18 protein-coding genes are annotated in these 21,824 nt (G+C 71.2%); 14 read left to right on the top strand and 4 right to left on the bottom strand.

What is annotated here, in order from left to right; genetic code table 11:
* Window positions 1–61 precede the first annotated feature (61 nt).
* Window positions 62–1,042, top strand: a complete 981-nt coding sequence (locus ABEB03_RS15695) for a helix-turn-helix transcriptional regulator (protein ID WP_345648130.1) — start codon at window positions 62–64, stop codon at window positions 1,040–1,042.
* A 351-nt stretch (window positions 1,043–1,393) separates the two neighbouring features.
* Window positions 1,394–1,609: an I78 family peptidase inhibitor gene (locus tag ABEB03_RS15690; RefSeq protein ID WP_345648127.1), complete on the top strand. Its 216-nt coding sequence runs from the start codon at window positions 1,394–1,396 to the stop codon at window positions 1,607–1,609.
* A 131-nt stretch (window positions 1,610–1,740) separates the two neighbouring features.
* On the opposite strand, the gene ABEB03_RS15685 is transcribed toward ABEB03_RS15690, so the two are convergent.
* Together ABEB03_RS15685 and ABEB03_RS15680 are read right to left on the bottom strand one after the other, a co-directional pair.
* A complete protein-coding gene (locus ABEB03_RS15685; RefSeq protein ID WP_345648124.1) occupies window positions 1,741–2,766 on the bottom strand; it encodes a phosphatase PAP2 family protein in 1,026 nt (341 codons plus the stop codon).
* A 239-nt stretch (window positions 2,767–3,005) separates the two neighbouring features.
* Window positions 3,006–4,175, bottom strand: coding sequence for a glycosyltransferase family 39 protein (locus ABEB03_RS15680; RefSeq protein WP_345648121.1), 1,170 nt, complete (start codon window positions 4,173–4,175; stop codon window positions 3,006–3,008).
* Between the two features lie 259 nt (window positions 4,176–4,434).
* Here ABEB03_RS15680 and ABEB03_RS15675 point away from each other — a divergent pair, with 259 nt between their 5' ends.
* On the top strand, window positions 4,435–6,042 hold the full coding sequence (locus tag ABEB03_RS15675; RefSeq protein ID WP_345648118.1) for an MFS transporter: 1,608 nt from the start codon (window positions 4,435–4,437) through the stop codon (window positions 6,040–6,042).
* A gap of 267 nt (window positions 6,043–6,309) precedes the next feature.
* Window positions 6,310–7,500: an acyl-CoA dehydrogenase family protein gene (locus ABEB03_RS15670; protein WP_345648115.1), complete on the top strand. Its 1,191-nt coding sequence runs from the start codon at window positions 6,310–6,312 to the stop codon at window positions 7,498–7,500.
* Between the two features lie 44 nt (window positions 7,501–7,544).
* On the opposite strand, the gene ABEB03_RS15665 is transcribed toward ABEB03_RS15670, so the two are convergent.
* Window positions 7,545–7,982, bottom strand: coding sequence for a cell division protein SepF (locus tag ABEB03_RS15665; RefSeq protein ID WP_345648111.1), 438 nt, complete (start codon window positions 7,980–7,982; stop codon window positions 7,545–7,547).
* Between the two features lie 290 nt (window positions 7,983–8,272).
* Between ABEB03_RS15665 and ABEB03_RS15660 the strand changes: the two genes are divergently transcribed.
* Complete coding sequence (locus ABEB03_RS15660; RefSeq protein ID WP_345648107.1) at window positions 8,273–9,553, top strand: DUF5685 family protein; 1,281 nt, start codon at window positions 8,273–8,275, stop codon at window positions 9,551–9,553.
* A 178-nt stretch (window positions 9,554–9,731) separates the two neighbouring features.
* On the opposite strand, the gene ABEB03_RS15655 is transcribed toward ABEB03_RS15660, so the two are convergent.
* Window positions 9,732–10,688, bottom strand: coding sequence for an ABC transporter substrate-binding protein (locus ABEB03_RS15655; protein ID WP_345648104.1), 957 nt, complete (start codon window positions 10,686–10,688; stop codon window positions 9,732–9,734).
* Between the two features lie 443 nt (window positions 10,689–11,131).
* Here ABEB03_RS15655 and ABEB03_RS15650 point away from each other — a divergent pair, with 443 nt between their 5' ends.
* The 9 genes from ABEB03_RS15650 to ABEB03_RS15610 all read left to right on the top strand — a co-directional run bounded on the left by ABEB03_RS15650 (window position 11,132) and on the right by ABEB03_RS15610 (window position 21,671).
* Complete coding sequence (locus ABEB03_RS15650) at window positions 11,132–11,983, top strand: amino acid ABC transporter permease (protein ID WP_345648101.1); 852 nt, start codon at window positions 11,132–11,134, stop codon at window positions 11,981–11,983.
* Entirely contained in the window at window positions 11,980–13,734 is a 1,755-nt protein-coding gene (locus ABEB03_RS15645; RefSeq protein ID WP_345648098.1) for an FAD/NAD(P)-binding protein, read from the top strand. The genes ABEB03_RS15650 and ABEB03_RS15645 overlap by 4 nt, the downstream gene beginning before the upstream one ends.
* Window positions 13,735–13,863: 129 nt before the next feature.
* The gene (locus ABEB03_RS15640) at window positions 13,864–14,616 is read left to right on the top strand and encodes an amino acid ABC transporter ATP-binding protein (protein ID WP_345648335.1); all 753 of its coding nucleotides are present in this window, start codon (window positions 13,864–13,866) and stop codon (window positions 14,614–14,616) included.
* Window positions 14,617–14,692: 76 nt separating this feature from the next.
* Window positions 14,693–15,772: an LLM class flavin-dependent oxidoreductase gene (locus ABEB03_RS15635; RefSeq protein ID WP_345648095.1), complete on the top strand. Its 1,080-nt coding sequence runs from the start codon at window positions 14,693–14,695 to the stop codon at window positions 15,770–15,772.
* Window positions 15,769–17,103 (top strand): NtaA/DmoA family FMN-dependent monooxygenase, encoded by a 1,335-nt coding sequence (locus ABEB03_RS15630; RefSeq protein ID WP_345648092.1) that lies wholly within the window; start codon window positions 15,769–15,771, stop codon window positions 17,101–17,103. Before ABEB03_RS15635 ends, ABEB03_RS15630 begins: the two co-directional genes overlap by 4 nt.
* A gap of 4 nt (window positions 17,104–17,107) precedes the next feature.
* Complete coding sequence (locus ABEB03_RS15625; protein WP_345648090.1) at window positions 17,108–17,890, top strand: DUF1684 domain-containing protein; 783 nt, start codon at window positions 17,108–17,110, stop codon at window positions 17,888–17,890.
* 259 nt (window positions 17,891–18,149) lie between these two features.
* The gene (locus ABEB03_RS15620) at window positions 18,150–19,049 is read left to right on the top strand and encodes a S1 family peptidase (RefSeq protein WP_345648086.1); all 900 of its coding nucleotides are present in this window, start codon (window positions 18,150–18,152) and stop codon (window positions 19,047–19,049) included.
* A gap of 242 nt (window positions 19,050–19,291) precedes the next feature.
* Window positions 19,292–20,299, top strand: a complete 1,008-nt coding sequence (locus tag ABEB03_RS15615) for a slipin family protein (protein WP_345648331.1) — start codon at window positions 19,292–19,294, stop codon at window positions 20,297–20,299.
* 289 nt (window positions 20,300–20,588) lie between these two features.
* A complete protein-coding gene (locus tag ABEB03_RS15610) occupies window positions 20,589–21,671 on the top strand; it encodes a S1 family peptidase (RefSeq protein WP_345648083.1) in 1,083 nt (360 codons plus the stop codon).
* The last annotated feature ends 153 nt before the right edge of the window (window positions 21,672–21,824 follow it).

Here is a 21,824-nt window from a genome sequence, read left to right as displayed (position 1 = left end):
GACGCGGGCACCGAGTCCTTGCGGACCGAAGATGTCCGCAAGGGCTGACAGACTCGGGCCCATGTTGGACACCTCCGCACGGCTGCTCCGTCTGCTGTCACTGCTCCAGGCCCACCGGGAATGGTCGGGCGCCGACCTCGCGGAGCGTCTCGGCGTCACGCCGAGGACGGTCCGACGCGATGTGGACCGGCTGCGCGAGCTGGGCTACCCGGTCAACGCCAGCCCCGGCACGGGCGGCGGCTACCAGCTCGGCGCGGGGGCCGAACTCCCGCCGCTGCTGCTGGACGACGACGAGGCCGTGGCCGTCGCGGTCGGCCTGCGCACGGCCGCGGGCCAGGGCATCGAGGGCATCGGCGAGACCTCCGTCCGCGCCCTCGCCAAGCTGGAACAGGTACTGCCGCACCGGCTGCGCCGCAGGATCGGCGCTCTGAACGCGTTCACCGTGCCGATGCTGCGCGGCCCGCAGCCCTCGGCGGTCGACCCGGCCGTCCTCACCGAACTGGCCAACGCCTGCCGCGACGGCGAGCGGCTCCGCTTCGAGTACCGCGACCACGGCGGCTCCTCGACCCGCCGCACCGTCGAGCCGCACCGCCTGGTGTGCACCGAACGCCGCTGGTACCTGGTCGCCTGGGACGTCGACCGCGACGACTGGCGCACCTTCCGGGTGGACCGTGTCACGCCCAGGCCGCCGCACGGACCGCGCTTCCCGCCCCGCACCCCACCGGCCGAGGACCTCGCCGCGTACGTCTCCAAGGGCGTCTCCACCGGCGCGTACGCCACGCACGCCGTCATCCGGCTGCTGGTGCCCCTGGAGGAGGCGGTCGAGCGGATCTCACCGTCCGCCGGAACACTCGAGGCCTCCGGTCCGGACAGCTGTGTCCTGCGGACCGGGGCGGCCAGTCTCGACGTCATGGTCGTGCATGTGACGATGACGGGACTCGAGTTCGAGGTCCTCGAACCCGCCGGGCTCACCGACGCGCTCACCGCGGCCCGGGACCGGCTGTCCCGGGCTCTGGAGCGGAGTTCACCGGCACAGCCGTGATGTGCACCGTGGGCCATGGGCCGGCCGACCACATGAGGGGTTCCTGCGCCGGAACGGGTATTTCCCATGGGGCGTCAGATTTCACGGCGGGCCCGGGAATCGGAATGGAAAGGCCGCACCGAGGCATTGGATCCGCACATTCCATCGAGCTGTTCGGGACGGTGCCACGCCGGCTCCGAATTACGTTCGAAGGAGTGCAGAACGCGTAGGGAACCCCTCGTGCGTGTGACGGAGTTCGGCCGAAACACGTGTCGTGATCCTGTGACAGAAGTGTGACCGGAGGGGTATGGGTGACGCTGGGTGGCGATCCGGACTTCCCCGGCCGGGGCGACGCCGCCTAACGTGGCCGTCATGGCACCCATTCCCCCTCATTCCGCAGAGCCCCAGGACAGTCCGGAGAGTTACGTAGGACTGGAGGCGAGCAGCGCCGAGCGCCGTGCCCGGGAGCACGGCTGGACCACGGTGCGCTCGCTGCCCCCGGGCGCGATCATCACCATGGAGTACCTCGTGGGGCGGCTGAACTTCGAGGTCACGGACGGCAGGGTCACGCGCTGCTGGAAGGGCTGACGGCACCGCATCGACGGGACCCGGCGGTCCTGTCGGGACCGACCGACGCGCGAAGGCCCCCGGCTGTCAGGAGCCGGGGGCCTTCGCGGTGCGGGGAGAGGTGTGCGTACCGGCCCCGCCGTCGGTCGTCCTCAGCCGCCCGTCAGAGGGCGGGCCGAGGTGGTGGCCGAGCGCGCCACCCGGTCGGCGTGCGGCGGGCGGCGGCTGCCGACCGGGGTGACCGGGGTGCGCTCCGAGCGGGCCGTGTGCGGGCCGGGGGCCAGGTACACCGGCGCCCGGGGCGCGCGGACGGAGGCGGCCGGCTCCCGCGCGGGGACGTCGCCGTCCGCGGTGGCGGGGTGCGGCACCATGGCGGGCGCGCCGACCGGCGAGGCCGCGGGGGCGGGCACGGCACGGCCGCGACGGGCGCGCAAGGAGTCGCGCAGCGAGAAGATCCCGGCCTCGGCGCGGGCGATCAGCGGCTCGCACCAGGGCAGCGCCAGCAGGATCAGCAGACCCGCGGCCCAGCCGAGGAGTACATCGCTCAGCCAGTGCGTGCCGAGGTACACGGTGGTCAGACCGACGCCGAGCGACGTCACCGCGGAAAGCGCGGACAGCCAGCGCCGGGCCCGTGGGGTCGAGGCCAGATAGGCCAGGATGCCCCAGGTCACAACGGCGTTGGCGGTGTGGCCCGAAGGAAATATATCGCCGCCCAGGCCCATCTCGTTCGAGCCGATGGTGATGGCGTAGTGGGGGCCGAGGCGGCCCATGCCCAACTTGGCGGCGCCGACCGTGATGTTGAGGAGCAGCAGCGAGGCGCCCAGCGTGAGCAGCGGGCGCAGGGTGTGCTGCCGCCAGGAGCGCCACCCCAGCCAGGCGGCGACCATCACGGCGGTGGGGCCGCGCTGGCCGAGCACCACGTAGTAGTCCAGGAACGCGTGGATCTCCGGCCATTGCTGGTAGGGCCGGAAGAACATGACCTGCCAGTCGAATCTGACCAGCCATGAAGTGATGGCGACGGCCCACACGATGGCCAGGTAGAAGGCCAGGGTCGCCGCGAACAGCACGACCCTGTGCCGGCTCATCCTCGGCACGTCGATGTGGGCCGGCCGTTCAGGTTCACGGTCGAGCCGGGCGAAGACCCGGTCCAGACGGGTCAGGTTTCGTTCGGTACGCACTCAATCGACGTTACAGCGAGTGAGCTGCGTTCCAGGCCGAATCACTCGCTTTGTGATGACGATGTGATGTGGGATTCCTCTCAGGTCCGTGTTTATTTTCTATGAATGTCTAATCCTCGGAGAGTGGACTCCGTAATTCCATTGATCCGTCCGTGGTTCGGTTTTATGACGCTTATATATTCGTTCACCGAATGCTGGGCTGGAATTCTCCGGCAGCTCACCGGGCGTCCGGGAGTCGATCATGGCGGACCTGAGCCGTTCAGCCAGAAGGCGCCGTAGACCGCGGAGGCCGCCGCCACGCCGCCCAGGATCGCCGCCGACCTGGGTGTACGCAGCCGGGACAGGGCCAGGGCGAGGGGCAGCAGAAGGGGGAAGGCGGGCAGCAGGAGGCGCGGTTTCGAGCCGAAATAGCTCGACGCGCACAGGGCGAGCGCGGTGACGACCCCCGAGTACACCAGGAGCGGCAGCGGCTGCCCCTGGCGCACGCACGTCACGTACAGCCAGACGACCAGCGCGACGCCGACGATCAGTCCGACGCCGGCCAACGCCGAGGGGAAGGAGGTGAACTTGTCGGCCACGAAGCGCGCGAAGGCGTAGCCGCCGTCGAAGCCGTTGCGCCAGCCCGCCTGCACGTCGAGGTAGCCGAGCGGGCCCTTGCCCGTGCGACGGCCGACCCAGAGCACGTAGCCGGCGGCGCCGAGCGGCGCCAGAAGCATGCCGAGGGCGCGCCGCCACCGGGGCGCGCCGTCCGGGCCGGGCGCGCTTCGGTCCCGTACGAACGACATGACCGCTGTCACCCAGACGGCCGCGACCACCGCCACCCCCACCGGCCGGGTCAGTCCCGCGAGCGCGGCGAGCAGGCCCGCCGTGATCCAGCGGCCGGTCAGCACCGCGTACAGCGACCAGGCGGCGAGCGCCGTGAACAGTGACTCGCTGTACGCCATCGACTGCACGACACCGATCGGCAGCACCGCCCACACCAGCACGGCGCAGACGCCCGCCCGCCGCCCGTACACGTGCTCGGCGACGGCGAAGATCCCCCAGGCCGCGGCGAGCGACGCCGCCGTGCTCACCAGCAGGCCCGCGTCCGCGGACGACAGCGGCGTGAGGGCCGAGCCGAGACGCTCCAGCCAGGGCAGCAGCGGGAAGAAGGCGAGGTTCGAGTGCACGTCCCCGTTCGGCAGCCGCACCTCCCAGCCGTAGCCGAGGTCGGCGACACGGGTGTACCAGAGCGCGTCCCAGCGGGCCGTGAGCAGGGTGTGCGCGCTCTTGCCGTTCGCCGCGCTCCACGCGGCGAGGACCACGAGCCCCAGCGCGCGGACGCCCGCGTACCCGAGCAGGGCGGGGGCCGCGCGGCGCAGGGCCCCCGCGCGGGGCGGCTTCGCGACAGGTGTCTCAAGATCGGTCACGGGCTCGATTATCGATGTCGCCCGGAACCGTCGAGCCCGGCGGGGCGTGGTGCTCCGAGGGGAGCGTGGCGTACGCCACACCCAATGCAGGAAGAACGTGAGAGGTCTGCCACGCGTCATCGCCGGGAACTCGCGTACTGTGGCGGCTCACTCGCCTTTGTTGCGTGGGCCGGGACTCCGCTCCCCCAGGCCACAGCCCCAGGGAGTCCCCACCCTGAGGTTTCCGCCGAACGCGAGGGAACATCTGGGAGGTACGTACATGTCCGGGACGACCACGGCCGCTGCGCGATGCCGTAGGGAGACCGGGGCCGGTGCCAACCGCTGGGTCGTCCTCGTCGTCCTGTGCGTCAGTCTGCTGCTGGTGGCGCTCGACGCCACGGTGCTGCACGTCGCGGTGCCCGCCGTGACCGAGGACCTCAGGCCCGGCGCGATAGAGCTGCTCTGGATCGTCGACATATATCCGCTGGTCTGCGCCTCGCTCCTCATACTCTTCGGCACGCTCGGTGACCGCGTCGGCCGTCGACGCGTCCTGCTGCTCGGATACGCCCTCTTCGGCGTCGCCTCGGCCGTCGCGGCCTGCGCCGACAACGCGCAGGTCCTGATCTTCGCGCGGGCCCTGCTCGGCGTCGGCGGCGCGATGATCATGCCCGCGACGCTCTCGATCCTGCGCCAGGTCTTCCCCGACCGGCGGGAGCGGGCCCTGGCGATCGGCATCTGGAGCGCGGTCGCCGCCGTGGGCGCGGCGGTGGGACCGCTGCTCGGCGGCTTCCTCCTCGAACACTTCTGGTGGGGGTCCGTCTTCCTGGTCAATATCCCGTTGATGCTGGTCAGCCTGCCGATCGGACGGATGCTGCTGCCCGAGTCGAAGGGCGACCGCAACGGTCCCTGGGACATCGTCGGTGCCCTGATGGCGGCTGCCGGACTCTTCGGGCTCGTCCTCGGCGTGAAGCGGCTCGGCGGCGGGGAGGCCCCGTTCGGCCCGCTCACGCTGGGCGCCCTGCTCCTGGGCGGCGCGCTGCTGGCCGGCTTCGTCCGGCGCCAGCGGCGGCGTGCGCATCCGCTGGTCGATCTGCGGATGTTCGCGCGGCCCGCGTTCAGCACCTCGGTGGGATGCATCGTCCTCGCCATGCTCGCCCTGGTCGGTCTGGAGCTGATCGCGGCGCAGTACCTCCAGCTCGTGCTCGGTCTCTCGCCGCTGGAGACGGGGCTGCGGCTGCTGCCGCTCACCGTCGCGGCGATGGCCGCCGGGCTCGCCGGGGCGAAGATGCTGCGGCGGTTCGGCCCGCGCGCGATGGTCAGCCTCGGCTTCTGCCTGACCGCCGCCGCGGTCGTCACGCTGACCGCGATGGGCGGGAACGACAACACGGGGCTGCTGCTCTTCGGCTTCGTGCTCCTCGGCTTCGGTCTGGAGACCACGCTCTTCGGGGCGTACGAGTCGATGCTGAGCGAGGCGCCGCCCGCGCAGGCCGGTGGGGCCGCCGCCATCGGCGAGACCTCGTACCAGCTGGGTGCGGGTATCGGCATCGCGCTGCTGGGGAGTGTGATGAACGCCGCGTACAAGCCGGGGCTCTCGTCGGTTCCCGGGGTTCCGGCCGCCGACTCGACGGCGGCGGGGCACTCGCTCGGGGAGGCGTACGAGGTCGCCGGGCGGCTCGGCGGGGCGCCCGGTGCGGCCCTTCGGCATGCCGCGCGGGACTCCTTCGTGCACGGACTGCATGTGACCCTGCTGGTCAGTGCGGGCCTGCTGATGCTGGGCGCGGTGATGGCGCTGCGGCTGCCGCGGGTCATGGAGTGCCCGGCGCCGGCGGCGGGTCCGGCGGAGATCCCGGCACCCCGCGAGGTCGCCGAGTCCCGCGTGACCGCGTAGCCCTCCCCGCCCGTGCGCCCTCCGGCTCCGCCGGCCGGCCCGTGCGGGTCGTCCGGAAGGGCGCGTGCCCGTGACGCGTGGCCGTGCGTTCGTGACGCGTGACCGTGCGTTCGTGGCCCTGCGTTCGTGACGCGTGGCCCTGCGTTCGTGGCCGTGCGTTCGCGGTCGTGTGGGGGAGGGCCCCTGGACGTGCGGGACACTGCGTCGTAACGTCGGCCGCGACGTCGTAACTAACACTGCTAGTTTTAGCGTGCCGGAGGCTGCCCCATGTCCGCGTCCTCGAAGCTCCCGCCCTTCGACCCCGCCGACCCGCTCGGCATCGACGACCTGCTGGACCCGGAGGACCTCGCCGTCCGCGACACCGTGCGGACCTGGGCGGCCGACCGGGTGCTGCCGCACGTCGCCGAGTGGTACGAGAGGGGCGAGCTGCCCGGCATCCGGGAACTGGCGCGGGAGCTCGGCGCCATCGGGGCACTCGGCATGTCGCTCCAGGGGTACGGATGCGCCGGAGCGTCCGCGGTGCAGTACGGCCTGGCCTGCCTGGAACTGGAGGCCGCCGACTCCGGCATCCGCTCCCTCGTCTCCGTTCAGGGCTCCCTCGCCATGTACGCCATCCACCGGTTCGGCAGCGAGGAGCAGAAGCAGACCTGGCTGCCTCGGATGGCGTCCGGCGAGATCATCGGGTGCTTCGGGCTCACCGAGCCCGACCACGGTTCCGACCCCGCCTCCATGCGCACCCACGCCAAGCGCGACGGCGGCGACTGGGTCCTCAACGGGCGGAAGATGTGGATCACCAACGGGTCCGTGGCCGGGGTCGCCGTGGTCTGGGCCCAGACGGACGACGGAATCCGCGGCTTCGTCGTCCCCACCGACGTGACCGGCTTCTCCGCGCCCGAGATCAAGCACAAGTGGTCGCTGCGGGCGAGCGTCACCAGCGAGCTCGTCCTGGACGACGTACGGCTGCCCGCGGACGCCGTGCTGCCGGACGTCGTCGGGCTGAAGGGACCGCTCAGCTGTCTCTCACACGCCCGCTACGGGATCGTGTGGGGCGCCATGGGCGCGGCGCGGGCCAGTTTCGAGGCCGCCGTCGAGTACGCGAAGACGCGCGAGCAGTTCGGCCGACCCATCGGCGGCTTCCAGCTGACCCAGGCGAAGCTCGCCGACATGGCGGTCGAGCTGCACAAGGGAATTCTGCTCGCCCACCACCTCGGGCGGCGCATGGACGCGGGACGGCTCCGTCCCGAACAGGTCAGTTTCGGCAAACTCAACAACGTGCGGGAGGCGATCGAGATCTGCCGCACCGCACGGACGATCCTCGGCGCCAACGGAATCTCGCTCGAATACCCCGTGATGCGGCACGCCACGAATCTGGAGTCGGTGCTCACCTACGAGGGCACCGTCGAGATGCATCAACTCGTGCTGGGCAAGGCGCTCACCGGACTCGACGCCTTCCGGTAGAGCCCTGGGGACCCCGTGGGGCAGGGCCGGTGAGCGGCCCTGCCTCAGCTCTGGTTGAAGAAACCGTCCGTCTGACGGCCGGCGGCATCGCCGCTGACGATCTCCGTGTTGGCGGGGGTCAGCAGGAAGACCCGGGTGGCGACCCGCTCGATCGTGCCGCGCAGGCCGAAGGTCAGGCCGGCCGCGAAGTCCACCACGCGCTTGGCGTCGGCGGGCTCCATGGACGTGAGGTTGATGATCACCGGGACGCCGTCCCGGAAGAGCTCGCCGATGCCGCGCGCGTCCCGGAAGCTGTCCGGGGTGACCGTGCCGATCCGGCGGCCCTTCTCCTCCGCCGTCTCGGACGCGACCTTCACCCGCGGGTCGGTGACCCAGGCCTCGCCGGACTCCTGTCCCTCGGCGTAGTCGTCGTCGTAGTAACGCTCGTCATCGTTGTCGTCGACGAGGCCAAGCCAGGCACTCGCCTTGCGCACCGATCCCATGGACGCCTCCTCTCACAGCGGTCTTTCGTGCTTTCCGCATCCCCATGGTCGTCCATGATGCGGATGTCGCGCCAAGTGGATAGACGCCGCGCGGGGGTTTCGTGACGGTACTGGTGCACAGCGAATCCGTCGAGAGCCCCGGTATCCCAAGGGTGTTGCTGTGTACGGCTGCTGACTGAGAGTGAAATATGATTTCCCACGGCGTTCGGGTGACGGTCGGTGCGTACGGGTGAACGGAGTGGTCGTTAGGATGCCGCCGCTCAACGTCGTACGTGTCACGGGGGAGTGTCGTGTTCGGAATCGTGAGGCCCTGCAGCCACCGTCTCGGTGAAGGACTCAAGACCCAGTGGATGGCCCACTTGTGCGGGCTGTGCCTCGCGCTGCGCGGTGACCACGGGCAGTTCGCGCGGATCGTCACGAACTATGACGGTCTGCTGATATCCGTTCTGACGGAGGCTCAGGCGGAGCGGGCGACGGGATGGCGCCGGACCGCCGGGCCCTGCCCGCTGCGCGGCATGCGCACCGCCTCCGTCGCTCAGGGCGAGGGTGCGCGCCTGGCCGCCGCCGTCTCGCTGGTGCTCGCCTCGGCGAAGGTCCGCGACCACGTGGCCGACGGGGACGGGCTGTTGGCGCGTCGGCCCGTGGCGCTCGCCGCCCGCCGGGTCGCCGCGAGCTGGGGCAGGGCCGGCGCGCGCACCGGTTCCGACGTCGGCTTCGACACCGCCGTGCTCGTCGACGCCGTGGACCGGCAGATCGGCATCGAGGCGCTGGCCGGGCCCGGAACGCCGCTGCTCACCGTCACCGAGCCGACCGAGACCGCCACGGCCGCGGCCTTCGCGCACACCGCCGTACTCGCCGGCCGGGCCGGCAACGCGGAGCCGCTCGCCGAGGCGGGACGGCTCTTCGGGCGGCTGGCGCATCTGCTGGACGCCGTCGAGGACAGGGAAACTGACGCCGCGTCGGGAGCGTGGAACCCGCTCACGGCCACCGGGACGTCGCTCAGCGAGGCGCGGCGGCTCGCCGACGACGCCCTGCACGGGATCCGGCTCGCGCTGCGTGAGGTCGAGTTCACCGACGGCAAGCTGGCGCACCTGCTGCTGGCGCACGAGCTGGGCCGGTCGGTGGACCGCGCGTTCGGCTCGTCCACCTGCGGGCACACGGCGGACGGCGCGCACGGAGGCGCGGGCGCGCACGGGCCGGCCGGTGGCGTGCACCTGGCCGAGGGTTCGTTCGGGCCGCCCCAGCAGGGCGGTCCGTACGGCCCGCAGAGCCCCCACGCCCCGCACGGTCCCTACGATCCGCAGAACCCGTACGCCGGTGGCGGCACCCCCTTCGGCGGCGGTCCCTCCTTCCAGCCGCCCGGCCCCGGAAGGCGCGGCTTCTGGGCCGGGTGCGCCGCCGCGATCGGCCTCTGCTGCACCTGCAAGGTCTGCTGCGCCGAGGAGTACGAGGGTCCCTGGTCGCGCAAGAAGCGCGAGGGCTGCCTCAGCGACTGCGACTGCAACTGCTGCGAGGCCTGCCAGTGCTGCGAGTGCTGTGAATGCTGCTCGTGCTGCGACTGCGGGCTCTGAGGGTCCGCGGGCGGGAGCGAGTCGCGTGCTCGCCGCGGGTCGGGGGCGCGCCCCGGCCCTTGGCGCGGGGGCGGACACGCCCCCGCCCTCGCCGCGGGTCGGGCATGACCTGCGGCAAGGGCGGGTGGCCGTGTGTTCCGCGGGGCGATCAAGTGCCCTTCAACGGCCGTGAGTCGACTCAGTCCTTCAGCTCCGGCGGCGAGATCCGCGACGTCTCGATGGCCGAGCCGGTCGTCCCCCACTTGTCGAGGATCTTCGCGTAGGTCCCGTCGGCGATCAGCTTGTTCACCGCGGCCCGGAAGGCGGGTGCCAGCTTCGTGCCCTTCTTGAAGGCGAAGCCGACGTCGAGGCGGTGGAACTCGTTGAGGAACTTCACGCCCTGCTGGTGGGCGACGGCGTAGCGCAGGCCGTTGATGGTGCTCATCACGATGTCGCTGCGGCCCTGTTGCAGCGACGACCAGATGGCGCCCTGCTCGCTGTACGTCTGCACCTTGTACGGCTTCTTGCCGGCCTCGGCGCAGGCCTTCTTGTTCTCCTCCAGCGTCGCCTCGAAGGTCGTCCCCGCGGCGGTCGCGACGTTCAGGCCGCACAGCTGCGTCAGTTCGGTGATCTTCGAGAGCTTGCTGTCGGCGCGGGTGGCGAAGCCCTGGCCGTCGTTGATGTAGGTGACGAAGTCGATGGTCCTGCGGCGTTCGTCGGTGACACCGAAGTTGCTGGCGCCGAAGTCGTACTTGCCGCTGTCCAGGGCCGGCAGGATCGCCTCGAAACTGGCCGACTCCTGCTTCAGCTCGATGCCGAGCGTCTTCGCGACCGCGTTCGCGAAGTCGACGTCCTGGCCGGTCAGGGTCTTCCCGTCGGTCAGGTAGGTGGTGCCGGGCGGGGCGCCGGAGATGCTGACCCCGACGGTGAGCGAGGTGGTGCCGGCCGGCAGCAGCCGGGCCGCGGCCTCGTCCTTGTGGACGGCCGAGACGACGTCCGTGGTGGGGATCTTGTCGGCCTTGGCCGCGGCTCGGGCGGTACCCGCCCCGCCGGTGCCGTCCGAGCCGGAGCCGCAGGCGGTGAGCAGCAGTGTCGCGGAGGCAAGAAGGGCAAACGTCGCAAAATACCGATTTCGGGTACGCGTGAACGTACTCATCGTGTGCGGTCTCCTGAAGGCAGGCGGCGAGAAGCGAGAAGGCGTGACGCGGTGCGGCGCGACGCCGGGAGGGGAGGGGTACGCGTGTGAAGGCGGGGAAGGCCGGGAGAACGGCGAAAAAGGCGAGACGCGACAACTGCCCGAGAGGGCGTGCGCGCAGGGGGTCAGCTCAACAGGACGAGGACCACACTCGACCGAAGTCGATGTGGGAGCGCGTGACCAGCCACTGCTGCGGATGCATGCGCCAAGTGGAACAGGCATCCGTTTCCGCGTCAACTGGCCTGAGACGTACGGCTCACAGTGTGGACATGCTTGACAGTGAACGGAAACGGCACCGTACTCTCGATCGACGGCCCTGCTGAGGGGTTCGGCCGTCGGCGCCCCGAGGCGCTCCGTGTGAAGGCATCCACCGTGTTCGATCCGACGTATCACGGAGCCTTCGCATGTCCTCCGACACACTCACCAAGGCCGCCGCAGCCGCACCACAGGAAGCGGCGCCCCTGCGCATCGTCCCGCAACGCCGTCTCGGACTGTGGACCACCGCGGTCGCGGTCCTGGTCCTGCTCGCGCTCGGCCTCAACTCCCTTGCGCACAACGACGCCTTCCAGTGGGACGTCGTCGGCGACTACTTCACCTCGGCCTCCGTACTGCGCGGCCTCTGGCTCACCCTCTGGCTGACCGCGGTCGTCATGGCGCTCGGCTTCGCCCTCGGCACCCTGCTCGCCGCGTTCCGCCTCTCCACCAACCCCGTTCTGCGAGCAATCAGTTGGGGGTACGTCTGGCTCTTCCGGTCGATGCCGATCCTGGTGCAGCTGCTGTTCTGGTTCAACATCGGGGCGCTGTATCCGCAGATCCTCGGTGTGAAGACGGTGGACCTGCTGGGCCCGGTCACCGTCGCCGTCCTCGGACTGACCCTGCACGAGGCCGCGTACGCCGCCGAGGTGGTGCGCGGCGGCATCCTCTCCGTCGACCGCGGCCAGATCGAGGCGGCACAGGCGCTGGGCCTGAGCCGGTGGCGCCGCTGGCGCAGGATCGTGCTGCCGCAGGCGATGCGCTCCATCGTGCCGCCGGCCGGGAACATGCTGATCGGCACCCTCAAGGGCACGTCCATCGTCAGCGTCATCGCCGTACAGGACCTGCTCTACTCGGTGCAGCTCGTGTACCACCGCACCTACCAGGTCATGCCGCTGCTCATGGTGGCCACGCTCTGGTACGTCGTCGTCACCTCCGTGCTGAGCGTCGGCCAGTACTACGTCGAGAAGCACTATGCGCGCGGCTCGGAGCGCACGCGATGAGGCCCTCGCTGGTGATCGTCGGAGCCGGTCCGCGGGGGACCGGCCTGCTGGAGCGGATCGCCGCCAACGCCGCGGAGCTGTACGGGGACCAGGACCTGGACATCCATCTCGTCGACCCCTATCCGCCCGGCGCCGGACGCATCTGGCGCGAAGCGCAGTCACCGCTGCTGTGGATGAACTCGCAGGCCCAGGACGTCACGATGTTCACCGACGCGACGGTGGACATGGCGGGGCCGGTCCTCGAAGGCCCCACCCTGCACGAATGGGCGAGCCTGGACGGACGCACCTTCGCGGACCGGCCCCGGCAGGGCGCCTACATGCGTTGGGTGTACGAGCGTGCCGTGGCCGCGCTGCCGCCGGGCATCCAGGTGCACCACCACGCGCGGCGCGCCCTGCGGGTCGGCGGTCCCGCCGAGGGCCGCCAGCAGGTGTGGCTGGAGGGCCGGCCCCGGCCGCTCCTCGCCGACCTCGTCGTCCTGACCCTCGGCCATCTCGACGCCGAACCCGACGACGAGCAGCGCGCGTTGTCCGCCCATGCCCGCGAGCACGGTCTGGTCCATCTGCCGCCCGACTTCACCGCCGACAGCGACCTGTCCGTCCTCGCCCCCGGCGAACCCGTCCTCGTGCGCGGCTTCGGACTGGCCTTCGTCGACCTGATGGTGCTGCTCACCGAGGGACGCGGGGGACGGCACGACGGAGAGACGTACCATCCGTCCGGCCGTGAGCCCATCCTCTACGTCGGATCCCGGCGAGGCGTCCCCTACCACTCCAAGATCGGCTACGACTGGGAGGGCGAACGGCCCCCGCTGCCCCGCTTCTTCGGACCGGCCGAGGTCGAATCGCTCCTCGCGCGCCCCGGCGGCTTCGACTTCCGCGAGGACGTCTGGCCCCTCATCGAGAAGGAACTGGGCTTCGCCCACTACCACCGGCTGTTCTCCGCGCACCCCGAACGCACCCGCACCGCGTGGTCGGACTTCGAGGAGAAGTACGCGGCCGACGACGCCGCCGGGATCCGGGCCCTGGTGGCCGACGCGGTGCCCGACCCCGCCGACCGGCTGGACCTGACCGCCCTCGACCATCCGCTCGAGGGAGTGCGGTACGCCTCGCCCGAGGACCTCCAGAGCGGCCTGCGCAGTTACATCGAACAGGATCTGAGCCGACGTCACGATGCCGCGTACAGCCCGGACCTGGCGGTCTTCCTCGGGCTGCTCTCGGTCTACGGCCAGCTGGTCCGGCTCGGCGACATCGGCTCGTGGTGGCACGGCTTCTTCAGCTATCTGGCGTCGGGCCCGCCCGGCCCGCGGCTGCGGCAGATGCTCGCCCTGTCCCGGGCCGGAATCCTCAGGTTCGTGGGCGCCGGCATGACCGTCACCGCCGAGCACGGCGTCTTCCGGGCGAGCGGCGCCGGCGTGCCCGGCGCGACCGTCGAGGCCCGCGCACTCGTCGAGGCCCGCCTGCCCCACCCCACCGTCGCACGCAGCCGGGACCCCCTGCTGCGCGAGCTGCACGCCGACGGGGCCGCCACGACCCCCGAGGGGCTGCTCGCCGTCGACCCCGCGGACGGCCGGATCCTGGACGCCTCCGGCACCCCGCATCCCCGGCGCTTCGCGCTCGGCCCGCACACCGACGCCCGGGGTTCCGGCGCCTTCACCCGGCCGCGCACCGGCGGCCCGGCCTTCCGGCAGAACGACGCGACGGCGCGTGCCGCGCTGGACTTCCTGCGCGCACTGCCCCGCCGCGCCGCCGCCTGATGCCGTACCCGTCTCCGTCTCCGTCCTCCGTGAAGGGAACCACCACCGATGAACGCGCCCGACGAGGCCACCGGCGAGAGCGCCGTCTCCGCCGCGGCGGCCGGCACGAACCAGGCCGGGGCCACCGCCATGGTCGACATCACGTCCGTCCGCAAGAGCTTCGGTCCACTGGAGGTGCTCAAGGGCATCGACCTCCAGGTGCGCGCCGGGGAGGTCACCGTCGTCATCGGGCCCTCCGGCTCCGGCAAGTCGACGCTGCTGCGCACCATCAACCACCTGGAGAAGGTCGACCAGGGCCGGATCAGCGTCGACGGCTCGCTCGTCGGCTACCGGCGCTCCGGCGACAAGCTGTACGAGCTGCCCGAACGCGAGATCCTCGGACAGCGCACCCGGATCGGCTTCGTCTTCCAGAACTTCAACCTCTTCCCGCACCTCACGGTGCTGGAGAACATCGTGGAGGCGCCGGTCCACGCCCTGAAGCGGCCCCGTGAGGATGCCGTCGCCGCGGCACGCCGGCTGCTCGACCGGGTCGGGCTCGCCGACAAGGCGGACGCCTATCCGAAGCAGCTCTCGGGCGGCCAGCAGCAGCGCGTCGCCATCGCCCGGGCCCTCGCTCTCGAGCCGAAGCTGCTCCTCTTCGACGAGCCGACCTCCGCCCTCGACCCCGAACTGGTCGGCGAAGTCCTCGACGTCATCAAGGACTTGGCGCACCGGGGCACCACGATGATCGTCGTCACGCACGAGATCGGATTCGCCCGCGAGGTCGCCGACACCGTGGTCTTCATGGACGACGGCCGCATCGTCGAACAGGGCGCCCCCGGCGACGTACTGGAGCACCCCGCGCACGAACGCACCCGGGCGTTCCTCGCCAAGGTCCTGTGAACGGGTCCCGCGAGCACGGGCCCCGAGTGGCCCTGGCCCCATGGATCCCACCACCCCCACCGAAAGGTTCCGCGTCATGACCGCACAGCCCGGCCGGGCGCTTGTGCATCTGGCCGCCGCCCTCGACCGGCAGGAGGTTCATGACGCCGCCTCCCTCGGGGAGTCCGTGCGGCTCGCGGAGCTCGGCGCGCTCGACTTCGTCACGCTCGGCGACTCCTTCGCGCGGCCCGGACTCGACGCGCTCGCCGTCCTGGCCCGGCTCGCGCCCGCCACCCGGCGGATCGGTCTGGTGCCGACCGTGACCACCACCCACACCGAGCCCTTCCACGTCCAGGCCGCCGTCGCGACCCTCGACTGGGTCAGCCGGGGCCGCGCCGGATGGCACATCGACGTGTCGACCACCGAGGGCGAGGCCCGGCTGTTCGGCCGGCGCCACGCCGCTCCCGCCGACGCCCTGTGGCGGGAGGCGGGGGAGGCCGCCGATCTGGCCGCCAAGCTCTGGGACAGCTGGGAGGACGACGCGGTGATCCGCGACGAGGCCACCGGCCGCTTCGTCGACCGGGACAAGCTGCACCACGTCGACTTCGAGGGCGGCGCCTTCGCCGTCCGGGGTCCCTCGACCGTGCCGCGCCCTCCGCAGGGCCACCCCGTGCGGGTGGTCGACGCCACCGAGCGGCACGCCCGGCGGACGGCCGCCCGGTACGCGGACGTGGCGCTCGTCCGGGTCGCGGGCCCGGCGCAGGCGCGTGCCGTGCGCGACGAACTGCGGACGGCCGTGGCCGAGTCCGGACGCGACCCCGAGGGCCTGCGTGTGCTCGCCGGCCTCTCGGTCGACCTCGGCGACGGCGAGCGCGCCGCCGAGCCGGGCCACGGCGGCGGCGGACCCCGGCAGACCGCGCAGGGCCCGCTGTACCGCGGCGGCCCCGTCGACCTCGCCGAACTGATCGCGGCCTGGCACCGGGCCGACGCCGTCGACGGTTTCCACCTCACGCCCGTCGAGCCGCGCCGTGACCTGGAACGGCTCGTCAACGGAACGGTCCCGCTGCTCCAGCACCGCGGACTGTTCCGCACCTTCTATCCGGGCAGCACGCTCCGGGAGCACCTGGGGCTGGCGCGGCCCGCCAACCAGTACGCCGTGACAGGGGGAGCGTCATGACCGTACGCAAGCAGATCCATCTCGCCGCGCACGTCCCCGGCACCGACGACACCGTCCGTTCCGACCCGCGCTCCGGGTCCCCGGCCGAGTTCGCCTCCTTCGCCCACCTGGCGCGCACCGCCGAACGCGGACTCTTCGACTTCCTCCTGGTCGAGGAGGGGCTGCGGCTGCCCGAGCACAAGGGACGCATCCACGATCTCGACGTCGTGGGACGGCCGGAGACCCTGACCGTGCTGAGCGCGCTCGCCGCGGTCACCGAGCGGCTCGGACTCGCCGCCGCGGCCTGTACGGCCTTCCACGAGCCGTACGAACTCGCCCGGCGACTCGCCACGCTCGACCACCTCAGCGGGGGCCGGGCGGCCTGGAACGCGGTGACGTCGCCGGACGCCCGGACGGCCGAGAACTTCCGGCGCCTCGCCCACCCGGACCCGGCAGGCCCTCCCGAAGCTCCCGACTGCGCAGGGACGGTGCGCGACCCGCTCGCCCGTGCCGCCGAATTCGTGCAGGTCGCACGGGAATTGTGGGACTCCTGGTCGCCCGAGGGGACGCCCCGCCCGTTCGCGTACCGGGGCAGGCACTTCGACATCGCGGGCGAGTTCACCGTGCCGCGCGCGCCGCAGGGGCACCCCGTGGTCATCGGATCCGCGGACTCGCCGCAGGACCGTGAGCTCGCCGCGTCCGCCGCCGACGTCGTGCTCACGCGGCACGGCACGCCGGAGGAGAGCCGCGCGGTCTACGGCGACGTGAAGGGACGCCTCGCCGCGTACGGCAGGGCGCCTCAGGACCTCAGGATCATGCCCGGGGTCAGCGTCGTCCTCGGCGACACGGCCGCCGAGGCACAGGAACGGGCGGCCACGGCCAGACGAGAGCGGATCTCCCCGCAGAACGCGATCGTCGCCCTGGAACGGATCTGGGGTGTGGACCTCTCCGCCTACGATCCCGACGGCCCCCTCCCCGACATCGACCCGGACCCCGGATCGACCCTCGTGCGGGGCCGGGCGCGGGCCGCCGAACTCCTCGCGGTCGCCGAGATGTGGCGGACCCTGTCACGGGAGAAGGGCCTGTCCATCCGGCAGACCGTCATCGAGGCGTCCCCCCGGCAGTCCTTCGTCGGCACCCCGCAGGCCGTCGCCGACGAACTCGACGAACTGGTCCGGACGGACGCCGTCGACGGGTTCGTCCTCCTACCGCATCCGACTCCCGGTGGACTCGACGAGTTCGTCGACCGGGTGGTGCCGCTGCTCCAGGAGCGCGGCACGTTCCGCACGGAATACACGGGCACCACGTTGCGCTCACACCTCGGGTTGCCGGAGCCCGTATGGAAGGGTTGATCACATGACGACGGACGCATCCGAGGACTGGAAGCACTGGCACGAGCACCGCACGAAGACGGTGGCCGAACCCTACGGACCGCTCGCCCTCACGGGCACGCACTGGATCGAGGACTATCCGGAGGGTCGACTTCCGGACATCCCCGGACAATGGACGGCCAAGGACGACGGCGTCGTGCTGGAGGCGGTGGACGAGGACGGACTCACCCTCGACGGACAGCCCTTCACCGGCGAGGTCGTGCTCGACGCCGACTACGGGCCGGCCTCCGGAGCGCGCGTGGGACACGGCGAGCGCCGCTTCGTCGTCCTCGTGCGCGAGGGAGTCTGGGGCGTGCGCGACTACGACCCCGCCGCACCCACGCGCCAGGCCTTCGAGGGCATCGAGGCGACCCCTTACGACCCGCGCTGGTCGGTGCCGGGGCACTTCACGCCGTACGGGGAGGACCGCACCGTACGCGTCGAGAACGCGGACGGCGTCGCGCGCGGCCTCGGGCTCGGCGGAGTCCTCGCCTTCACCCTGGACGACCAGGACCTGACGCTCCAGGTGTCGGTGGAGGGCGACGGCTCGCTGTGGGCCGTCTTCGCCGACACGACCAGCGGCGACAGCAGTTACCGCTTCCGGTTCCTGCGCCCGGCGGCGCCCGACGACGAGGGGCGTACGACGGTGGACTTCAACCGTGCCGTGCTCCCGCCGTGCGCGTTCGCCGACCACTTCATCTGCCCGTTCCCGCCGCCCGGCAACACGCTGGACGCGGCCGTCGAGGCGGGTGAGCGCCGACTGCGCTGACCGCCGGAACCCCGAAGGCGGCCGGGGGCCGCGCACGTGCCGGGACCGGGGGCCGACAGCGCGGGGACATACGCAAGTTGAACGCTGCACGGCCGAAAGGTGCCCTTGCGCCGGTCGGCCGTGCCGCCGAATACTCCCTCCAGCGCTTGTCAGGAGCACGGCTTGTCCGGAATCCGGATGAGCGGGCCCCCGGCTGCGCCTCACGGGCCCTCAACCCCACGAGACGAGGACCCCCGACTTCCCTTCGGAGGAACGAAACGTGAGGATCAAGCGCACCACCCCCCGCAGCGGCATAGCGAGACGGACCCGGCTGATCGCCGTGACCACCGGACTCGTGGCCGCGGCCGCGTTCGCGGTCCCCAACGCGAACGCATCCGACGCCCAGACCTTCAGCACCACTCAGCTGAGCAGTGTCAACAAGTCGGTACTCAAGTCCGATGTCGCGGGCACCGCATGGGCGGTCGACGCCAAGACGAACCGGGTGGTCGTCACCGTCGACAGCACGGTCTCGAAGGCCGAGATCGCCAAGATCAAGAAGGACGCGGGCGGCAACGCCGACGCGATCACCATCAAGCACACCCCGGGCAAGTTCAAGAGGCTGATCACCGGCGGCGACGCCATCTACGGCGGCTCCTACCGCTGTTCGCTCGGCTTCAACGTGCACAGCGGGAGCACCTACTACTTCCTGACCGCCGGCCACTGCGGTGAGGTCGCCTCCACCTGGTACTCCAACTCGGGCCACACCACGACGCTGGGCACGAACGTCAGCTACAGCTTCCCGACCAACGACTTCGCGCTGGTCCGCTACACCAACTCCTCGATCGCGCACCCGAGCGCGGTCGGCAGCCAGACCATCACCCGCGCGGCGACGCCCAGCGTCGGCACGACCGTCTACCGCCGTGGCTCGACCACCGGTACGCACAGCGGCCGGGTCACCGCGCTGAACGCCACGGTCAACTACGGCGGCGGCGACGTGGTCTACCAGATGATCCAGACCACCGTCTGCGCCGAGGGCGGCGACAGCGGCGGCCCGCTGTACGGAGGCTCCACGGCCTACGGCCTCACCTCCGGCGGCAGCGGCAACTGCAGCTCCGGCGGCACGACCTTCTTCCAGCCGGTCGTCGAGGCGCTGAACTACTACGGCGTGAGCGTCGGCTGACCGACGGATCACCGACCGACGGATCACCGGCCGTCGGACGACCGACCGACTGACCCACCGACCGGACCGGCAACCCCCCACGTCACCCGGCCGGACCAGCAGCAGCCAGCAGCAGGCGAGCCCCCGCACCCAACCGGCGTGCGGGGGCTCGCCCTTGTTCAGGTGACGGAGTTACCTTCGAAGTACATGCCGTGCGCGCTGTACGCGTCTGATGCGCCCACTTCGGACCCTGGGGGGCCGTGATGGTCGAGGAGCTGGTGGCGGCGGGAGTCGCCGTCGCGTCCGCGGGGCTGGTCTATGCGCTGGCCGGTGCCCGAGTGGTCAAACAGTACGAACGGGGCGTGGTGCTACGGCTCGGCCGCCTGCGCTCGGACGTGCGAGGCCCGGGCTTCACCATGATCGTTCCGGTCGTGGACCGGATCCGCAAGGTCAACATGCAGATCGTGACGATGCCCGTGCCGGCGCAGGAGGGCATCACACGGGACAACGTGACCGTGCGGGTGGACGCGGTCGTCTACTTCAAGGTGGTCGACGCGGCCGACGCGGTCATCCAGGTCGAGGACTACCGGTTCGCTGTCTCGCAGATGGCGCAGACCTCGCTGCGGTCCATCATCGGCAAGAGCGATCTGGACGACCTGCTGTCCAACCGCGAGAAGCTCAACCAGGGTCTGGAGCTGATGATCGACAGCCCCGCGATCGGCTGGGGCGTGCAGATCGACCGTGTGGAGATCAAGGACGTGTCGCTGCCGGAGACGATGAAGCGGTCCATGGCCCGGCAGGCCGAGGCCGACCGTGAGCGCCGTGCCCGGGTCATCAACGCGGACGCGGAGCTGCAGGCCTCCAGGAAGCTGGCGGAGGCGGCCGGGGTGATGTCCGAGCAGCCTGCCGCGCTCCAGTTGCGGCTGCTGCAGACGGTGGTGGCCGTCGCGGCCGAGAAGAACTCGACGCTCGTGCTCCCGTTCCCGGTGGAGCTCCTCAGGTTCCTGGAGAAGGCGCAGCAGTCGGTCGGGGTGCAGCAGCCCGCCGTGCCCGAACAGCCGGTCGAGGCAAGGCAGTCGGCCGGGCTCCAGGACGCACCGCAGCCGGCCGGAGCGCAGCAGTCGGTCGAGGCGCTGCGGCCCTCCGTCCCGGCCCCGGCACCTTCACCGGCCGAGGTCCAGGAGCCCGGTCCATCGGTGCGGGAGCAACTTCCTTCCCCCGAAGTTCCCTTGAGCGAAGAGTCCGAGGGGTCGAAAACAGGACATGACTAGTCCTCACCGTCCGCACAACGGTCACCTGCACGCAGTGTTTGCACCGGAAACCCACGTGGCGCTACCACGCACAGTCAAGGCGCAGGGGGCGTACGCCCGTTGGCGTACGCGCGTCCTGAAGTCGACCTTGTGTGCCCCCTGTGTGCCTGGGAATAGTGGGCTGGGAACAACCGGCACGGACGCGGTTTGACGCGGCTTTTTGTCGTGCGCCGGGCCCGTGCGCGTACGCCTTCCGGTCTCGGAGGTCCCCCACGACCTTCGCGACCGACCCCCCACAGGAGGACGTCAGTTGAAGCACCGACGCATACCCAGGCGGCGTGCCGTCATGACGGGTGCGGGCATCGCCGCGCTCGTCGCCGCGGGAGTCACCTTCCAGACTGCGAACGCGAGCGAGGCGCCGAGGACCAGCACGCCGCACACACTCTCGGTCGCGGCGGCCGGAAAGCTCGCCTCGACCCTCGGCAAGGACCTCGGCGCCGACGCGGCGGGAACGTACTACGACGCGAAGTCCCGGCACCTCGTCGTCAACGTGCTCGACGAGACCGCGGCCGAGGCCGTCACGAAGGCCGGCGCCAAGGCCAGGGTCGTCGAGAACTCCCTCGCCGAGCTGAAGAGTGCCCGCGCGACGCTCAGCAGCGACGCGACCATCCCCGGTACGTCGTGGGCGACCGACCCGGAGACCAACAAGGTCGTCGTCACCGCGGACCGCACGGTCTCCGCGGCCGAGTGGACCAAGCTCTCCAAGGTCGTGAAGGGGCTCGGCGCCAAGGCCGAACTCCAGCGCACCAAGGGAGAGTTCAAGCCCTTCATCGCCGGCGGCGACGCCATCACCGGCTCCGGCGGGCGCTGCTCGCTCGGCTTCAACGTGGTCAAGGACGGGCAGCCGTACTTCATCACCGCCGGGCACTGCACCGAGGCGATCTCGACCTGGTCGGACTCCAGCGGCACCGAGATCGGCAAGAACGAGCAGTCCAGCTTCCCGGACAACGACTTCGGTCTGGTCAAGTACACCGGGAACGTCGAGCACCCGAGCGAGGTCGACCTCTACAACGGCTCCACGCAGGCCATCGCCAAGGCCGGCGACGCCACCGTCGGCATGAAGGTGACCCGCAGCGGTTCCACCACCCAGGTGCACGACGGCACGGTCAAGGGCCTGGACGCCACCGTGAACTACGGCAACGGCGACGTCGTCAACGGACTCATCCAGACCGACGTCTGCGCCGAGCCCGGTGACAGCGGCGGCTCGCTCTTCTCCGGCGACACCGCGATCGGCCTCACCTCCGGCGGCAGCGGCGACTGCACCTCGGGCGGCGAGACCTTCTTCCAGCCGGTCACCGAGGCGCTCTCGGCCTTCGGCGCCCAGATCGGCTGACGGCTCACCGTCCCGGCAGAGTCCCGTCCCCGCGCAGGCTGCGGGGGCGGGACTCCGCCGTGTGCGCCGAAGAGATCCCCGCGGCCCTGGCCGGCCGGTGTTTGCGCAGGTGGGAAGGGCTCGGATGGATCTCGCACAGTAGTTCGAAAATTG

Source organism: Streptomyces siamensis (assembly GCF_039543605.1).
GTDB lineage: Bacteria > Actinomycetota > Actinomycetes > Streptomycetales > Streptomycetaceae > Streptomyces > Streptomyces siamensis.
This window is presented reverse-complemented; position numbering and strand designations above follow the sequence as displayed.

What these genes read in the sequence shown, in the direction of transcription:
- ABEB03_RS15635 (WP_345648095.1), top strand. Translation starts at nt 14,693, where the DNA reads ATGACCGCACAGCCCGGCCGGGCGCTTGTGCATCTGGCCGCCGCCCTC.
- ABEB03_RS15640 (WP_345648335.1), top strand. Translation starts at nt 13,864, where the DNA reads ATGGTCGACATCACGTCCGTCCGCAAGAGCTTCGGTCCACTGGAGGTG.
- ABEB03_RS15690 (WP_345648127.1), top strand. Translation starts at nt 1,394, where the DNA reads ATGGCACCCATTCCCCCTCATTCCGCAGAGCCCCAGGACAGTCCGGAG.
- ABEB03_RS15625 (WP_345648090.1), top strand. Translation starts at nt 17,108, where the DNA reads ATGACGACGGACGCATCCGAGGACTGGAAGCACTGGCACGAGCACCGC.
- ABEB03_RS15630 (WP_345648092.1), top strand. Translation starts at nt 15,769, where the DNA reads ATGACCGTACGCAAGCAGATCCATCTCGCCGCGCACGTCCCCGGCACC.
- ABEB03_RS15695 (WP_345648130.1), top strand. Translation starts at nt 62, where the DNA reads ATGTTGGACACCTCCGCACGGCTGCTCCGTCTGCTGTCACTGCTCCAG.
- ABEB03_RS15670 (WP_345648115.1), top strand. Translation starts at nt 6,310, where the DNA reads ATGTCCGCGTCCTCGAAGCTCCCGCCCTTCGACCCCGCCGACCCGCTC.
- ABEB03_RS15650 (WP_345648101.1), top strand. Translation starts at nt 11,132, where the DNA reads ATGTCCTCCGACACACTCACCAAGGCCGCCGCAGCCGCACCACAGGAA.
- ABEB03_RS15665 (WP_345648111.1), bottom strand. Translation starts at nt 7,982, where the DNA reads ATGGGATCGGTGCGCAAGGCGAGTGCCTGGCTTGGCCTCGTCGACGAC.
- ABEB03_RS15655 (WP_345648104.1), bottom strand. Translation starts at nt 10,688, where the DNA reads ATGAGTACGTTCACGCGTACCCGAAATCGGTATTTTGCGACGTTTGCC.
- ABEB03_RS15645 (WP_345648098.1), top strand. Translation starts at nt 11,980, where the DNA reads ATGAGGCCCTCGCTGGTGATCGTCGGAGCCGGTCCGCGGGGGACCGGC.
- ABEB03_RS15675 (WP_345648118.1), top strand. Translation starts at nt 4,435, where the DNA reads ATGTCCGGGACGACCACGGCCGCTGCGCGATGCCGTAGGGAGACCGGG.
- ABEB03_RS15615 (WP_345648331.1), top strand. Translation starts at nt 19,292, where the DNA reads ATGGTCGAGGAGCTGGTGGCGGCGGGAGTCGCCGTCGCGTCCGCGGGG.